17 protein-coding genes are annotated in these 16179 nt (G+C 62.3%); 12 read left to right on the top strand and 5 right to left on the bottom strand.

The features are described 5' to 3' along the window. Positions 1-17: 17 nt before the first annotated feature. Positions 18-1034, top strand: a complete 1017-nt coding sequence (locus tag BC360_RS00320; RefSeq protein ID WP_065793853.1) for an alpha/beta fold hydrolase — start codon at positions 18-20, stop codon at positions 1032-1034. Between the two features lie 179 nt (positions 1035-1213). Here the strand turns inward: BC360_RS00320 and BC360_RS00315 are convergent, their stop codons facing one another. Then, positions 1214-1834 (bottom strand): DUF1638 domain-containing protein, encoded by a 621-nt coding sequence (locus BC360_RS00315; protein WP_065793852.1) that lies wholly within the window; start codon positions 1832-1834, stop codon positions 1214-1216. A gap of 39 nt (positions 1835-1873) precedes the next feature. Between BC360_RS00315 and BC360_RS00310 the strand changes: the two genes are divergently transcribed. Then, complete coding sequence (locus tag BC360_RS00310; protein WP_065793851.1) at positions 1874-2032, top strand: entericidin; 159 nt, start codon at positions 1874-1876, stop codon at positions 2030-2032. A 361-nt stretch (positions 2033-2393) separates the two neighbouring features. On the opposite strand, the gene BC360_RS00305 is transcribed toward BC360_RS00310, so the two are convergent. Further along, positions 2394-3092: a corrinoid protein gene (locus BC360_RS00305; RefSeq protein WP_053252923.1), complete on the bottom strand. Its 699-nt coding sequence runs from the start codon at positions 3090-3092 to the stop codon at positions 2394-2396. Between the two features lie 336 nt (positions 3093-3428). Between BC360_RS00305 and BC360_RS00300 the strand changes: the two genes are divergently transcribed. The 6 genes from BC360_RS00300 to BC360_RS00275 all read left to right on the top strand — a co-directional run bounded on the left by BC360_RS00300 (position 3429) and on the right by BC360_RS00275 (position 10261). Beyond that, complete coding sequence (locus BC360_RS00300) at positions 3429-5003, top strand: trimethylamine methyltransferase family protein (protein WP_065793850.1); 1575 nt, start codon at positions 3429-3431, stop codon at positions 5001-5003. A 107-nt stretch (positions 5004-5110) separates the two neighbouring features. After that, the gene (locus tag BC360_RS00295; protein ID WP_065793849.1) at positions 5111-5815 is read left to right on the top strand and encodes a 4Fe-4S dicluster domain-containing protein; all 705 of its coding nucleotides are present in this window, start codon (positions 5111-5113) and stop codon (positions 5813-5815) included. 135 nt (positions 5816-5950) lie between these two features. Next, positions 5951-6502, top strand: a complete 552-nt coding sequence (locus tag BC360_RS00290; protein WP_065793848.1) for a hypothetical protein — start codon at positions 5951-5953, stop codon at positions 6500-6502. Positions 6503-6839: 337 nt separating this feature from the next. Continuing rightward, positions 6840-7589 (top strand): phosphodiester glycosidase family protein, encoded by a 750-nt coding sequence (locus BC360_RS00285; protein WP_065794216.1) that lies wholly within the window; start codon positions 6840-6842, stop codon positions 7587-7589. A 99-nt stretch (positions 7590-7688) separates the two neighbouring features. Next, on the top strand, positions 7689-8216 hold the full coding sequence (locus BC360_RS00280; protein ID WP_065793847.1) for an RNA polymerase sigma factor: 528 nt from the start codon (positions 7689-7691) through the stop codon (positions 8214-8216). A gap of 2 nt (positions 8217-8218) precedes the next feature. Further along, positions 8219-10261, top strand: a complete 2043-nt coding sequence (locus BC360_RS00275) for a vWA domain-containing protein (RefSeq protein WP_413813713.1) — start codon at positions 8219-8221, stop codon at positions 10259-10261. 361 nt (positions 10262-10622) lie between these two features. Here the strand turns inward: BC360_RS00275 and BC360_RS00270 are convergent, their stop codons facing one another. Further along, on the bottom strand, positions 10623-10970 hold the full coding sequence (locus BC360_RS00270; protein WP_065783382.1) for a hypothetical protein: 348 nt from the start codon (positions 10968-10970) through the stop codon (positions 10623-10625). Between the two features lie 135 nt (positions 10971-11105). On the opposite strand from BC360_RS00270, the gene BC360_RS00265 reads away from it, so the two are divergent. Continuing rightward, complete coding sequence (locus tag BC360_RS00265) at positions 11106-11741, top strand: transcriptional regulator (RefSeq protein ID WP_065793845.1); 636 nt, start codon at positions 11106-11108, stop codon at positions 11739-11741. A gap of 57 nt (positions 11742-11798) precedes the next feature. Further along, positions 11799-12953, top strand: coding sequence for an aminotransferase class I/II-fold pyridoxal phosphate-dependent enzyme (locus tag BC360_RS00260; protein ID WP_065793844.1), 1155 nt, complete (start codon positions 11799-11801; stop codon positions 12951-12953). Between the two features lie 157 nt (positions 12954-13110). Here BC360_RS00260 and BC360_RS00255 read toward each other — a convergent pair whose 3' ends face one another. After that, on the bottom strand, positions 13111-13305 hold the full coding sequence (locus BC360_RS00255; RefSeq protein WP_065783379.1) for a hypothetical protein: 195 nt from the start codon (positions 13303-13305) through the stop codon (positions 13111-13113). 151 nt (positions 13306-13456) lie between these two features. Here BC360_RS00255 and BC360_RS32475 point away from each other — a divergent pair, with 151 nt between their 5' ends. Both BC360_RS32475 and BC360_RS00245 read left to right on the top strand, forming a co-directional pair. Then, positions 13457-13714, top strand: a complete 258-nt coding sequence (locus BC360_RS32475) for an acyltransferase family protein (RefSeq protein ID WP_065793843.1) — start codon at positions 13457-13459, stop codon at positions 13712-13714. Next, positions 13702-15057, top strand: coding sequence for an acyltransferase family protein (locus BC360_RS00245; RefSeq protein ID WP_208858137.1), 1356 nt, complete (start codon positions 13702-13704; stop codon positions 15055-15057). Before BC360_RS32475 ends, BC360_RS00245 begins: the two co-directional genes overlap by 13 nt. A gap of 99 nt (positions 15058-15156) precedes the next feature. Here the strand turns inward: BC360_RS00245 and bmt are convergent, their stop codons facing one another. Further along, positions 15157-16173 (bottom strand): betaine--homocysteine S-methyltransferase, encoded by a 1017-nt coding sequence (gene bmt / locus BC360_RS00240; protein WP_065783377.1) that lies wholly within the window; start codon positions 16171-16173, stop codon positions 15157-15159. Between the last annotated feature and the right edge of the window lie 6 nt (positions 16174-16179).

Genomic DNA, 16179 nt, shown 5'->3' with positions numbered 1-16179 from the left:
CGGTAGGAGTGTCGTCGATGCGTCGTGCCCTTGGTATTCTGACCGCGTTGGTTCTTGGCGTTTCTGGTGGGCTCGGCTGGTCTGCTGAACCGGCTTTGAAAGATCCGCCGCCTGTCGTGGACGCCTCGCCGCACTCCTCCAATTTTATCGAGGCAAACGGTATTCGCCTCAACTATCTCGATTGGGGTGACAACGGGCCGCCTGTCGTGATGATCCACGGCATCGGCGACGATCCGCATATCTTCGACGATCTGGCGAATAGCCTTAAAGGGCGTTTTCATCTGATCGCCTACGCGCGGCGTGGTCACGGCCATTCGGATGCGCCCGCCGGGCCATACGACCACACCGCCCTCGTTGCCGATCTCAAGGGCCTTCTCGACGCTCTCGCGATTGAGAAGGCAAGTCTGATCGGCTGGTCGCTCGGCGGCAATGAAATTACCGAATTCGCAGGGACTTACCCGGACCGAGTAGACAAGCTCGTCTATCTCGAGTCGGGATACGATTGGTCCTATCCAGCCTTCCTCAATGCGTTTGTCGACATGCTCGCCGTGAATGCTCCGGCCGCTTCCGATGTCGCTTCGATCGACGCCTTCCGCGACTGGTATCATGCCGCGTGGCTCGGCAGCGATACTCCCTGGAGTAATGGCATGGAAGCATACTTGCGGGATCTCCTGCGGATTGCGCCAGACAATTCAATCAGGGTTGTCCCATCGGACGCGACCTATGGCGCGATTCTAGCTGAAATGGCCAAGTGGTACCGTGACTATGAGAAGGTGAAGGCCCCAGCGCTTGTGTTCTATGCATCCAGTTTCTTTCCGGTCGATCGATCTGACCCGGCGCCATCTGCAAAGCTTAAGGCATTCAACGAGGAAGTTGTTGCGCCATTCCGCGCAACGAGCATGGAACGCGTTTCAAGCGAGCTCAAACGAGCGACGATAAAGCAGTTTCCGAACACGACGCATATGGGCATCGGCATTCACGATCCTGAACCACTTGCCAAGGACATCGCTGCGTTCCTGTCTGCGGCGCATTGACGTCGGCTTACTGCATAATTCCTTAAATCGGAATCGATTTAAGGAGAAAATTATGCAGCAGATTTAAGGCGTTACAGCGTCCTTTGCGCGTCATATTTGACGCGCGGCGCTGTAATGGCGCGAGGCAGACGCTGGTTTTTGGCTGTGCCGCCGCCGGCCGGCGCGCAGCGGCGACATCGTCACGCGCCCAGCAGCGATGTCGTCAGGTCGCCATAGCCCGTAAACCGGTATTCGTATTCGAGGCCGAGATAATCGGCGGCCTCCTTCGCCTTCGCCTGCAGCGTTTCATCCTCCTGCTGCGAGAGATAGACGAGCTTGCGGTAGTGGCCGAAATACATGTCCCTCAGTTCCGGGTGGCGCTTGAGGCCGAGCGGTTCGACGACGAAAGCCTCGAACTGGCGGGCGAGAAAATCGGTGAGAAAGAAGGCGGTGATATCGTCGTCCCAGCGGCTGGCAAAGGCATCGTTGCCGGCGAAGAAGGAATAGCAGTGCGGGCCGGGGATGCGCTTGACACGCTCTTCTTCGCACAGACGATCCAGATGGCCGCCGGTGCCGCAATCGGCATAGGCGACGAAGATGCGCTCAAAGCCCTGCTGCCGCGCCTTGGCGATCGCCTCCCTGACACCCGGGGTGATCTTGTCGGGGGTGTTGTGCCAGATGGCGGGCAGACAGGTGAGGTCGACATGGTCGAGCCTGTTGGCCTGACAGATGGCGAGAATTTCACGCGCGATCGCGCCACAACCGATGACGTGAACTTTTTCCGGTTGTGCACGTTCTATTGCGCGCGATACTTTTTCCATCTCGATTCCACCCAGTGATCAACGTGAAGGAAGCTGGCCATGAAAACACAAACCGTTACGCTCGTCGGAGCCGTCCTCATCGCGCTTACGACGCTCAGCGCCTGCGGCAATACGATCCGCGGCATCGGTCAGGATACCGCAAACACCGTCAACGCGACACAGGCGGCCGGCAAGAAGGTGGTCCGCGCCGCCAACTGAGCCTCCGTCTGAGGCGGAGCGCGCCGAGTTCGGGCGCTCGATCCGCTTTGATGCCCTGGCTTCTCGCCCGATGTTCCGCGTCCGTCGCGGTGTGGAACATTAGGAGACAGTTCGGACGCGCCGATCTTTTCATCGGCATCGCGGCATGACGGGCGGTTACAGCGCCGCGCGTCAAATATGACGCGCAAAGGACGCTGTAACGCTTTAAACTTGCTGCATAATTTTCGCCTTAAATCGATTCCGATTTAAGGAATTATGCAGTACGCCGCATCGCAAAGTCCCGCCGTTTTCGTGCCAGCAAATGAAAAAGCCGGCCGCAAGCGTCATTGCTGCGGCCGGCTTTCGTGTTCGTGAAGCAGGCTCAGCCGGCAGCGAGCAGGTTGTGCTTGCGCTTCATGAAGTCCTTGGCTGTCTCGACCGCGATCGCCGCGTCGCGGCAATAGGCGTCGGCGCCGACGGCCTTGCCGAATTCCTCGTTGAGCGGCGCGCCGCCGACGAGAACGACATAGTCGTCACGCAGTCCCTTTTCCTTCAGCGTATCGATGACAACCTTCATGTAGGGCATGGTGGTGGTCAAGAGCGCCGACATGCCGAGAATGTCCGGCTGCTCGCGCTCGATCGCTTCCAGGTAGTTTTCGACCGGGTTGTTGATGCCGAGGTCGACAACGTCGAAGCCTGCGCCTTCCATCATCATGCCGACGAGGTTCTTGCCGATGTCGTGGATGTCGCCCTTGACGGTGCCGATGACCATCTTGCCGAGCTTCGGTGCGCCGGTTTCGGCGAGAAGCGGCCGCAGGATGAACATGCCGGCCTTCATCGCATTCGCCGACAGCAAAACTTCCGGCACGAACAGGATGCCGTCGCGGAAGTCGACGCCGACGATGCGCATGCCCTCGACCAGTGCCTGGGTCAGGACGTCGTAGGGCGTCCAACCGCGCTTGAGCAGGATGTTGGTTCCGTCCTCGATCTCCTCCTTGAGGCCGTCATAGAGGTCGTCATGCATCTGCTGCACAAGTTCCTCGTCGGAAAGGTCCTCGAGAATGATTTCATCGTCTGCCATAGTAGGGTTCCTCGGTTCCTGGCACGGCCGGGCTAAAATCCGGACACGTTCACCAATCAATAGCGGTCGACGTCTAAAAATCTGTTTTCGAAAGCGACGTCGCATATGACAAAAAGCGACGGGAGTGCAGCTTCTTTCGAGGCCTGTATATTCTTAACAAAAACAATATATTCGCGCCATGCGGTTTTTGGCCGGCCATGACGCGGATCGCAGTGTTCGAGTTGCGCCACTCGTTGGCGCATTGAGACCCGTACAGTCCCTGCGGCTTGGTAGCATTAGGGCCAATTGGTGCTTGAAGGCGCAAGATATCGAAATGCGCGGGAGAGGAATGAATAAATGAGCGACGTGACAGATCAGGACGCGGTTGAGGGTGGCGGTCGCCGCTCGCGTGGCGAGGGGCGGGGAGCGGCGGCACGGCGCGCCTCGCGCACCGGCGGCGGCCCGGGGCCGTCTCTGCCCTATATCCAGCGCAAGATTCGCGAATACGAGGTCCTGGACGAGGAGGGCCTTGAGCTCATCGAGCGCAATGCCGATACGATCCTGGAGGAAATCGGCATCGAGTTTCGTGACGACGCCGAGGCGCTCGAACTGTGGAAGCAGGCCGGCGCCGATGTGCGCGGCCAGCGCGTTCACTTCCCCAAGGGTCTTTGCCGCGAACTTCTGAAAACGGCACCGTCCGAGTTTACCTGGCACGCCCGCAATCCGGCGCGCAGCGCCCAGGTCGGCGGCAAGGCGACGATCTTCGCGCCGGTCTATGGCCCGCCCTTCGTGCGCGATCTCGAAGGCGTCAGGCGCTACGCGACCATCGAGGATTTCCGCAATTTCGTGAAGCTCGCCTATATGGCGCCGTCGATGCATTCGTCCGGCGGCACGGTCTGCGAGCCGGTCGACATTCCGGTGAACAAGCGTCACCTCGACATGGTCTACAGCCACATCAAATATTCCGACAAGCCGTTCATGGGATCGGTCACGGCGCCCGAGCGCGCCGAGGACACGATCGCCATGGCCAAGCTCGTCTTCGGCGACGAGTTCGTCGAAAACAATTGCGTCACGCTCAACCTGATCAACGCCAACTCGCCGATGGTCTTCGACGAGACCATGGTGGGCGCGCTCAAGGTCTATGCCCGCCACAACCAGGCCTGCGTGCTTTCGCCGTTCATCCTGTCGGGCGCCATGAGCCCGGTCACGGTCGCCGGCACGCTGACGCAGATTCTGGCCGAAGTGCTCGCAGGTGCGTCGTTCACCCAGCTTATCCGCAAGGGCGCGCCGGTGCTGTTCGGCACCTTTGCCGCCTCGATCTCGATGCAGTCGGGCGCGCCGACCTTCGGCACGCCAGAGCCTTCGCTGGTCTCCTATGGCGCGGCACAGCTCGCGCGCCGGCTCAAGCTGCCGTTCCGCACCGGCGGTTCGCTCTGCGGCTCCAAGGTTCCTGACGCTCAAGCAGCCCACGAATCGGCCAACACGCTGAACATGACGCTGCTTGCCGGCACCAATTTCGTGCTGCATGCGGCCGGCTGGCTCGAAGGCGGTCTTATTTCTTCCTATGAGAAGTTCATGATCGACCAGGACCAGCTCGGCATGATGCAGAAGATGGCCGAGGGCGTGGATCTCTCCGAGAACGCCCAGGCGCTCGACGCCATCCGCGAAGTCGGCCCGGGCAGCCACTATCTCGGCTGCGCCCATACCCAGGCCAATTTCCAGACCGCTTTCTACCGTTCGCCGCTCGCCGACAACAATTCCTACGAACAGTGGGAAGTGGAAGGCGAAAAGCGTATCGAGCAGCGCGCCAACGCGCTCGCCCGCACGTGGCTGGAACATTACGAGGCGCCTTATCTCGATCCGGCGATCGACGAAGCGCTCAAGGCCTATATTGCTCAGCGCAAGGATTCGATGCCCGACGCTTTCACTTGAAAGGGTCCCGAGCGAGCCAGGGAGCAAGGCGGCGCGGCGCAGGTGGCCGACATGATCCAGAAGGAGGTCTGGCGCCCGCATTACGATCTACAGGGGCCGAAACCCAAATGACGGCGCCTTCCGCATCTGCGGACACTCGACTTGAAACCGTCCGTGCGGCTCTTGAGCCGCACGGACTTTTTTTGCGCGGCACGCTGAACTTTGCTTCAGCCGATGCCGCGCCGCTGCTTTCGGATGGCTGGCCGGCGGCGAGCGTGGCGCTGATCGGCAATATCGGCGGCTCGCTCTGGCAGCCCTTCCTGCGCTGGCGCGAGGAAGCGCCTGATCATGGTGGGACCGATCCGCTCGATTGCTGGTCGAAGGTGGTGATCGGCGAGATCGCCGGGGCAAATGGGGCGACGGCCTATTTCCCGTCGGATCCGCCCTGGCAGCCGTTCCAGCAATGGGCGATGCAGGCGGAAGGCATCAATGCATCACCGCTCGGCATTCTCATCCACCCCCGCTATGGGCTCTGGCACGGCTATCGCGGCGCGCTGGCTTTCGACCAGCCGTTGGCCGGCGACGGCGATCGCTCGGCCGCGCATCCCTGCGACGGCTGCGTGGAAAAACCCTGCGTTTCCGCCTGTCCCGCCGGCGCGCTCGCGCGCCTGCAGTTCGATGTCGGTCGCTGTCGGACCTATCTCCGGACGGAGGCGGGCGGGAGCGGCTGCCTCAAGTGCGGGTGCCTCGCGCGCGATGCCTGTCCCGTCGGGCGGGACTATCGCTATCCGCCCGATCAGCTACACTTTCACATGGCTGCACTTGACCTTTGAGCGCTGTCCGCCGCCGCCAAACTGTGGAAAGAACAGCGTGCAAATGCTGGAAATGACTAAAATTCGAGGTTTTCTGGAAACGTAAAATTTCCGAATTTATACCGATTTGGACGGTGTGGCATTGGAGACCATCTCATGACGCGCAGCCCAGTGGTATCGTTAAGCAACTTTCCCCCGCGACTGTCGCGGGAGGAAGTCGACGCGCAGATCTCGCGTCTGGACAGCATCCACGCCGCCAACACCCAGCTTCTCGATGAGGCTTATAAGCGGCTGCTGGCGATTGCCGCGACCCATGCCGCCGTCATCGCCGCCTCGATCGCCGGCTTCGATGCGCTCTTCGATCGGTCGGTTCTGGGCGCCAATCTCTTGCCGGAAGCGATCGACATGCTGCGCAAGGCCGCCCTGGTCGTCGGTTGCGTCGGTCTCTTGCTTACCTTCTTTGCCATCGCCAACAATTACGGCGAAATGCAGCGGGTGGCGCGGCAGCACGCCAGCAATCTGCGCTTCACGCTGCAGGAAAAGCGCTTGCTGCGCCAGCTTTCGAGCGAGATCCTGCCCGGCGATCACAGATCCTACCTGCGCAGCGGCGTTGCTGGCCTTGCCTGCCTGGCGGCGATTTTCGGCCTTGCGGCGGCGGCCGGCTGCTTCGTGCTGGCGGGCATCGCCGGATTTCTCACCGGCGGTTGAGTGCGGGGCTGTTGCAGCCGCTACCTGGCGCTTTCCTCACCTCATCTCCGTGCGCGTAGGAGTGCGATGGCGAGAGAGCGGCGTCGCGACCATGCCATGTTTGGCGGCGGCCACGGACGCTGACCTCTCTTCTCCCTCATCTCTGTGACAAGCACAGGGGTGAGGGAGAGCGTGGTCGGAACGATGGTCTTGATGAAGGAGGCAAACCCACCCGTCTACCGCAGGGAGCGTGCTGCGCCGCAAGTCACCGGCCCGCCAGCCGCATTTTCTTTGTCACCGCGCCAGAACCGCCGCAATCTCGATGATGCTGGGCGGCTGATTCCATTGGATGTTTTTCATGCCGCTGTTTCCAAAACCTTTTCTCGTCGGTGCCGTTCTCTCCGCAGGTCTTGCCGGCCCTGCGCTCGGCGCCTGCCGCGACGTCAGCCATCTCGGGCAGGACTATATCGCCTGCACGGTCGACCCCGCCGACAACGACATCCGCCTCTACAACAAGGATCAGGCCGGTGTTCCCTTCCGCTCGTTCCGGGCGCTGTCGCTGGAACTGCGCCATCGCGACGAATACATGCTCTTCGCCATGAACGGCGGCATGTACCACGACGACCTGTCGCCCGTCGGCCTGCATATCGAGGAGCGGCGCGAACAGGCTCCGCTCAACACCAACACCGGCTGGGGAAACTTCCATCTGCTGCCCAACGGTGTCTTCTATGTCGATAACGGCAAGGCCGGCGTGCTTTCGGCCGACGCCTATCGCGCGGCCGATATCCGGCCGCGGTTTGCCACGCAGTCCGGGCCGATGCTGGTGATCGATGGTGCGCTGCATCCGCGCTTCCTGCCCGACAGCACAAGCCTCAAGACCCGCAACGGCGTCGGCGTTACAGTGACGGGCGAGGTAGTGTTCGTGGTCTCGAAAAGGCCGGTGCGGTTTCACGATTTCGCGACACTGTTCCGCGACGCTCTCGATTGCCCCAACGCGCTCTTCCTCGACGGCACGATCTCCAGCCTCTACGCGCCTGACATCAATCGGCACGACCGGCTGTTTCCGATGGGGCCGATGATCGCCGTGGTCGGCAAGTTCCCGCGCTAGTTTTTTCCTTGGGGCCACGAAGATTTTTTTCGATACGGCCCCAAGGAATTGTCGTCGTGCAACGTCTAAGGTTTGAAACAGGTGGGAGCGGGCACGCCATTGGACGCTGAACTCGTCGAGAAAGCGGTGTCTGGAGACAGACGGGCGTTCGGCCAACTGGTCGAGCGGCACTATGATTTTGTCCATGCCGTCGCCTGGCGCTGGTCGGGCAATGCTGCGGATGCGGAAGACATCGCCCAGGACGTCTGCGTGCGGCTGGGCTCGGCCATCCGCGGCTTTCGCGGCACCAGCCGGTTCCGCACCTGGCTCTACACCCTGACGCTGAACGCGGCCCGCGACCACAAGCGCCGCCAGATGCGCGACAACAGCAGGATGCAGGCCTATGCCAGCGAGCAGGCCGTTCTCGGCGGCGGCGAGGCCCTCGAAGACGACCGCCAGGAGGCGCTCTGGACGGCGGTGAGGGCGCTGCCGGAAAAACAATGCGATGCGGTGCTGCTCGTCTATGCCGAGGGGATGAGCCATGCCGCTGCCGCCGATGTGCTCGGATGTTCGGAAGCGACCGTGTCGTGGCACGTGCACGAGGCACGCAAGCGGCTGAAGACATTGCTTGGCAGGGAGGCCGTGTGATCATGACCGACGATTTCGACAAGCTCTCCGGACTGACCCCGCCAAAGGCTTCGACCGAGGCGCGGGCGCGGGCGCTTGCCGCCGCCATGCAGGCCTTCGACGCAGCAGAAGAAAATTCGACCGCCACCCAAGGATCGGCGCTGCCGGTTCGTCAAAGCTCCATCTTCAACCGGATATGGAGCCCCATCATGAACAGGAAACTGCTTGCCGGATCGGCACTGGCCACACTGCTGGTTATCCCCGCCGCCGCGTTCCTGACGCTTGAGTTGACGCGCAACACCATGCTGCCCGGCGACACCGGCGCGGAGATCGCGCTCAAGGAGGAGCCGAAACAGAAGGCAGCGCCACAGCCGGTCGTCACGGCAAAGCCCGATGCCGACGAGGCGCATGCCCGTGCCCGTGAGCAGAAGTCGGCCGAGGCTCAGCCGGTCGCGCGGACCGAGAGCGCGGCGCCCGCCGCCGAGCCCGAGGCGGATGCCATGGCCAACCAGATGATGAGCGACAGCCTCGCACCGCTTTCGGCAGCAGGTGGCGCGCAAGGGCGGCCGACCTATCTGCCGGCGCCCGTCGTTACACAGGAGATGCAGCTCCCGCCTCAGGAAAACCGCGAGCGCTTCGGCAAGGCCGACAGCAACCCGGTCAAAAGCGTCGCCACCGACCCGGTTTCGACCTTCTCGGTCGACGTCGATACGGCATCTTACGCCTTTGTGCGCCGGTCGCTGATGGAGGGCCAGATGCCGGAGCGCGATGCGGTGCGGGTGGAGGAGATGGTCAACTACTTCCCCTATGACTGGCCGCGTCCGGCGACAGTTGCTGAGCCGTTCAAGGCGACGGTAACGGTGATGCCGACGCCCTGGAACGGCGGCACGCGGCTGATGCATGTGGCGATCAAGGGCTATGACGTGGTGCCGGCAGAGGCGCCGAAGGCGAACCTGGTGTTCCTGATCGACGTTTCCGGCTCCATGGACGAGCCGGACAAGCTGCCACTGTTGAAGAGCGCCTTCCGGCTGCTTGTCGAGAAGCTGAAGCCGGAGGATACGGTGTCGATCGTCACCTATGCCGGCAATGCCGGCACGGTGCTCGAGCCGACTTCGGTCAAGGACAAGGCGAAGATCCTGTCGGCGATCGATACGCTGCAGCCGGGCGGCTCGACCGCGGGTGCCGCGGGCATCGATGCCGCCTATCGGCTGGCGGAGAAGGCTTTCGTCAAGGGCGGCGTCAACCGCGTGATGCTGGCGACCGATGGTGATTTCAATGTCGGCCCGGCCAGCGATGACGAACTCAAGCAGATGATCGAGGCCAGGCGCAAGAGCGGCATCTTCCTGTCGGTGCTCGGCTTCGGCCGTGGCAACTACAATGATGCGCTGATGCAGACGATCGCCCAGAACGGCAACGGCACGGCTGCCTATATCGATACGCTGGCCGAGGCGCAGAAGACGCTGGTGGAGGAGGCGGGCTCCTCGCTCTTCCCGATCGCCAAGGACGTCAAGCTGCAGGTGGAGTTCAATCCAGCCGCAATCGCCGAATACCGGCTGATCGGCTACGAGACCCGGGCGCTCAAGCGCGAGGATTTCAACAATGACAAGGTGGATGCCGGCGACATCGGCTCGGGCCACAGCGTGACGGCGATCTACGAGGTGACGCCGAAGGGCAGCCCGGCGGTGCTGAACGACGATCTGCGCTACAAGACGGCGGACAAGTCGGTCGCCAGCGCCGCGGTGAATGCCGGCGAACTCGCCTTCCTCAAAATCCGCTACAAGAAACCGGACGGCGACAGAAGCGAACTGATCACCACGCCGGTCACCGAGGCGAACGCCGTACCGTCGCTGGCAGAGGCGCCCAACGATGTGCGCTTCTCGGTGGCCGTGGCGGCCTTCGGGCAGAAGCTGTCGGGCGTGACGGCGCTGTCGGACTATTCCTATGATGCTGTCATCGACCTTGCTGCGGCGTCCAAGGGGGCGGACCCATTCGGCTATCGCGGTGAGTTCGTCAATCTGGTCCGGCTGGCCAAGGGGCTTTCGGGCGGTGGCAACTCGGCCAATTGAGGGTCGGGCGGGGAGGGTTGGCAATGGACCTTAGCGTTACGCCTTCGATGTGAACGCCTGGTGCTGCCCCTCATCCGGCTGCCGGCACCTTGTCCCCGCTTGCGGGGAGAAGGGAACGCGTGGCAATGCTTTCGTTCCCTTGAAAACTTCGAAAACCACTGAGGCTGCAATACCGGGAGCGTCGGGCAACTTTCAAGCGCAGGACAGAGCGCTGAGGAAAGGCTTCGTGTAGTCGACGCGCCAGGAATAGCGGTGACAGCGGGCCGGCGCAGGCGAAGACCTATCGCGTGGCACATCCCCTCTCCCCGCCTGCGGGGAGAGGGTTAGGGTGAGGGGCTGTTTCCCGCCCAAGGACCGTCGCTCAAGCCTTCGGAAAAGCGCGTTCCAGGCCGCCGGATTTCGTCAGGCCCGTTCTGAACGCCTGGTAGGCCGGGTGCTGGCTGGAGCGGGCGGCTTCCATTAGCCGCATCTGCAGCCGGGCGGGTGCCTCGTTGCCGAGCCAATGCCCGAGTTTCTCGAGCTTCAGCGTGTTGAGAAAGCGGGCATCGGAGGCGATATCGAGATAGCGGTAGAGCCCTTCCAGCAGTCGATCGTCCTGCTCGGGATTTTCCATCAGCAACCGGACAAAGGCCTGATCCGCTTCGCCAAATGCCGAAAGCTTGTCGGCAACGGTGTCCCTGTCGGGAAAGGAAGCGGGGCCGGCATTCATGTCAGTGTCTCCAGGCGAATCTTGTCCCATCCGGGATAGGCCAGGGCGGCTGGGTGCGCAAGCATCGGTGAATATTTGAAATGCTACAAAATATCTAATATTGACAAAAAATCTAGAATCGATCATTGCAATGACATGAACATCGAGCCCGCTATCGCCTTTGACATTGCCATGCATGCGCCTTCGGCCGCCGCCATCAGCGCCTTGCTCTATCCGCATGCGGAGGTCGTGCTGCACGACCTCAGGCACGGAACCGTCGTCGGCATTTGGAATGCTTCGTCCGGCCGTGCGGTCGGCGAGGATTCGCTGATCGAGGAAGAGTTCGGCGCGGTTTCGGGCGCGGAAAGCGTGCTCGGACCCTACGAGAAGACCGGCGCCGACGGCCGTCGCATCAAGTCCGTCTCGGCGGTGCTTCGCGATGCCAACGGCGACGCGGCGGGCCTGCTTTGCATCAATCTCGACGTCTCGATGATCGACAATGCCGTGAAGCTGCTTTCCGCCTTTGCCGGCGCTGAGCAACCGCGGCCGCAGGCGCTGTTTTCACGCGACTGGCGCGAGGAGATAAACGCGTCGCTGCACGACTGGCTGAAGGAGCGGGGGCTGGCGCTTGCAGCGCTGAAGCGGACAGACCGCGTGGCGCTGGTGGCCGCCCTTGAAGAGCGCGGCCTGTTCAAGACCCGCAACGCTGTCGACCATCTCGCCAGCCTGATCGGCACCTCGCGCGCCTCGATCTACAACTATCTTGCCGCTGCCCGTAGCGACGCTTCCTGAACACGACGAAGACAACGATTTCGCCCGTCTGCCGGGCGAAGCAGTGGAGGATCCGATATGACCACCTTGCCAGACTTTCGCCTCGAAACACATTTCTCCCGTTGGGAGTTCAAGGCGCGCCACCATATGACCGCAAGCGACAGCGAAACCATCGCCATGAGCGAATTGCTGGCGCTGGCCGACGACGCGGACCGGCAAGCCTGGGAAAAGCTGACGCTCGGCTATACCGAAACCTACGGCGCGCCGGCATTGCGCTCGGCGATTGCGTCCACCTATCAGGGGCTTTCGGCGGCCGACATTCTCTGCTTTGCCGGGGCGGAGGAGGGACTTTACTGCGCCATGCTGGCGCTGCTCGGCCCTCAGGATCACGCGATCGTAACGGTACCCAACTACCAGTCGATGGAGACGCTGCCGGTCACGATCGCCGGCTCGGTGACCGGCGTGCCGCTGCGCCCCGAAAACAACTGGCGCCTTGATCTTGCCGACGTGCGCGCGGCGCTGAAGCCGAACACCCGGCTGATCGCCGTCAACTTTCCCAACAACCCGACCGGCTCGATCGCCGATCGGCAAACCTTCAAGGCGCTGGCCGAGCTCTGCGTCGAACGCGGCATTCACCTTTTCAGCGACGAGGTCTATCGCGGGCTGGAACGTGACCCGGCGCTGAGACTGCCGCAGGCGGCCGAGCTGTTCGAGCACGGCATCTCCCTCAACGTCATGTCCAAGGCCTATGGGCTTCCGGGCCTGCGCATCGGCTGGATCGCCTGCCGCGATCATGCGCTCATCGAGCGCATGGAGAAGATGAAGCACTACCTGTCGATCTGCAATTCGCGCCCGTCCGAGGTCCTGGCGACCATCGCACTCAAGGCGCGCGAGCATCTGCTCGACCGCAATCGTACGCTTTGCGCCTCGAACCTCGAAAAGCTCGGGGCCTTCTTTGCCGAGTTCTCCGACCTTTACGAATGGCGGGAGCCTGACGGTGGCTGCGTCGGCTTTGCCCGCTATCTCGGGGCAGATGGGGTCGAGAGCCATTGCCGCCGCCTGGTGGGGGAGTCCGGCGTGCTGCTGCTGCCATCGAGCCTGTTCGTGTCCGAGCTGTTGCCGGTCGCCCAGGATCGTTTCCGCGTAGGCTTTGGCCGCAGGAACATCGAGGTCGGGCTGGAGGCCTGGCGGCAGCATCTTCAGGCCGACCGTATCGGCAAGCGCAGCGCCTGATATCCGGGGGCATTCGGCCCCCTGAAAGACCAATGGGGCATGGGCGCAGCACGGCACGCTGTGGCCATGCCTTAGAATGCGCATATATGTGGATATGCTGGCGCACCCGTTGGCTCGCTAGTGGCGAAAACCTGACGCTTGGTACCGATAACAGTGCTTAGATCAACTTGGCGAGCTTGGCGCCGTAGTAGCTCAAGCCACCGGTGACGATGAGGCCGACCCAACTTACCCACATAGGAACTGTCCAGCCGTCGATGACAACCGACCAACCTATGAGAATGCGAACCAAGTGCACCACTGCAACGATCCCGAATATTGCGGCCGCAATCGTCAAGAAGGTCTTCTCGGTCATCGGAAGCTCCTCGTCTCAGAAACAAATAGTCTATATCACACACGCATCAGGGTCGTCTTGCGCCATCTAGCGAGGGTACTAAGCGTCAGGCTGATATACCACTACGTAAGGCCGTGTTAGCCAACCGGCCCCACCTAGGTTTTTCTTCCCCATGCATTACAGACCCGAAATCGATGGACTGCGCGCGCTTGCCGTTGCGCCCGTGTTGCTCTTTCATGCCGGTTTCGGATTTCTCGGCGGCGGTTTTGCCGGTGTCGATGTCTTCTTCGTCATCAGCGGCTTCCTGATCACCTCGACTATTCATCGCGAAATCCGCGAGGGCAGCTTCAGCATCGTCTCGTTCTACGAGCGCCGAGCCCGCCGGCTGGCGCCCCCGCCTATCCCGGCTGGGCGACCGTGCCGGTCGTAGTTGGAACGGTGCTGGTGCTGGCCTTTGGCCGTCGCGATACGCTGGTCGGCAAGCTGCTTTCGGTCCGGCCGCTGGTGGCGATCGGGCTGATCAGCTACAGCCTCTATCTCTGGCATCAGCCGGTCTTCGCCTTTGCCCGGCTGCGGGCGATCGATGAGATCCCGCCGGCGGGCTATGTCGTTCTGATCGTGCTATGCATCGCGCTTGCCACTCTTAGCTGGCGCTTCGTCGAGCAACCGTTCCGTCAACGCGCGAAGGTCGGTCGCGGTGCCGTCTTCGGGGCGACGCTGGCGGCGGGCGCAGTGGCGCTGGTCGTCGGTTTCGGGTTCGACGGGACCGACGGGTTCGCCTCGCGCAATCGGGAACTCGCGCGCATGATCGAGCCCAGCGTCGGCATCAGCAAGGAATGCGATGCGGTCGTCAACCTCAAATGCGCCACCGGCAGCTCGCCCGAAATCGCTGTTTGGGGCGACTCCTATGCCCGCCACCTCGTCGACGGCATCATCGCATCGAAGCCCGATGTGAAGCTGGTGCAGCTGACGAAGAACAACTGCGGACCGTTTTTCGATCTCGCACCTGTGGTTCCCCGGCTGGGGCAGCAATGGCCGCTGGCCTGTGCTAAGCACAATGCCGAGGTCAAGCGGTTCCTGCTCGCCAACAAGTCGATCCGCTATGTCGTGCTGTCGTCGCAGCTCAGCCAGTATCTGATCGAGGACAAGGTGCTTGTCGGCGGCATCAGGGAGATGCCGTCGGAGCTCAAGACGCTCACCGACAATTTCCGCGCGACGCTCGCCTGGCTGGAGGCGAACGGCTTTGAAACCGTCTTCGTCGCGGCGCCGCCGCGGAACGGTCGTGACACCGGGCTTTGCGTTGCGCGCGTGCGGCTTCTCGGAGATCCGATCGAGCGTTGCGAACTGCCGCTGCGCGATGTGATGACCAACGACAAGGACATGCTGTCTGTGCTTGCCGACATCGCCGACGAATATCCCGTCGTCAGCTTCAGAGGCTATCTCTGCGACGAGGACTCCTGCAAATCGAGGACAAGGGGGTCACCCTGTTCGAAGACCATGGTCACTTCTCGGCGCAGGGTTCGCGGCAGATCGGCCGCTCGTTCGATTTCTACCGAACCTTTATCGGTGCGGCTGAGAGTGATGTGCTTTCGCAGCGAAGGACACCGGCCCTGGCTTTTGCCGTCGCCAACCTTGCAGCGCCTCGAATGGCGCCTGCTGGCCTTTTTCGACAGGATTGAGCGCTTCGCGGCCACGGCAGAACTCACAAATGAAAACGCTCCGGATCAGACGATGCCGGAGCGTTTTATTCTTTTAGATTTTGCGTGCCGTTAGAGCATTTCCAGGAAAAGTGCGGAGCGGTTTTCCGTCAGGAAATGCGTGAAAACAAGGCGCTAGAGCGTTTCTGCGACTCCGTGCAAACAGGAAAACGCTCTAGCCGCGACGGCTGCGCCGTTCGCGGGCCGGGGCCGACGGACCTTCGTTGGCCGTCTTGTTGCGCAACGGGCCGATCCTTTCGATGATCACGTCGAGCGTCGGGCGGTCGCGCAGCGAATGCTCGTCGAGCGCAATCCGCATGGCGGCCAGGTGCCCGCAGGTGGTGCCGCAGCAGCCGCCGATGATCTTGGCGCCGGCGTCGGCTGCCAGCCGTGCATATTCCGCCATCAGCGGCGGCGTGCCGGAGTAGTGGATCTCGGAGCCGCGGAATTCCGGAATGCCGCAATTGCCCTTGACGATCACGGTTGCCTCGGGGTTTGCCGAGGTCATGTCGAGCAGGGAGGACAGGATGTCAGACGCGCCAACGCCGCAATTGGCGCCGACGGCAACCGGGCCATCGCCGAGATCCTTGGCGACATCGTGGATGTCCTTGGGATGCAGGCCCATCATGGTCTTGCCGGCGGTGTCGAAGGAGCCGGTATAGACATAGGGCAAACCGACCTTGGTAGCGGCTTCGGCGGCAGCGCGGATCTCGTCCGGCGAGGACATGGTCTCGATCCAGGCGACTTCGGCGCCGCCGGCCTTCAGGCCCTCGATCTGTTCGACGAAAGCCGAGACGGCATCCTCGTAGGACAGTGCGCCAAGCGGGATCAGCAGCTCGCCGGTCGGGCCGACGGAGCCGGCGGTGATGACCTTGCGCGGTGCCTTGTCGGCAACGGCGCGGGCGATTTCGGCTGCGCGCTTGTTGAGTTCGTGCACGCGGTCCTGGGCGTGGTGCAGCTTCAGGCGATGGCGGGTGCCGCCGAAGGAATTGGTCAGGATGATATCAGCGCCGGCATCGACGAAGTCCTGATGCAGCTTGGTGATGTTCTCCGGCCTGGTCTCGTTCCAGATTTCCGGCGCTTCGCCAGCTTCGAGGCCCATCGCGAACAGCGAGGTTCCGGTGGCGCCATCGGCGAGAAGTACGCCCTTTTCGGCGATGAGGTCGGAGAGAACATTGGCTGCAGCGGTCATCGGCTT

Origin of the sequence: Ensifer sp. LC163 (genome assembly GCF_001695855.1) — a bacterium.
Lineage (GTDB): Bacteria > Pseudomonadota > Alphaproteobacteria > Rhizobiales > Rhizobiaceae > Ensifer.
This window is presented reverse-complemented; position numbering and strand designations above follow the sequence as displayed.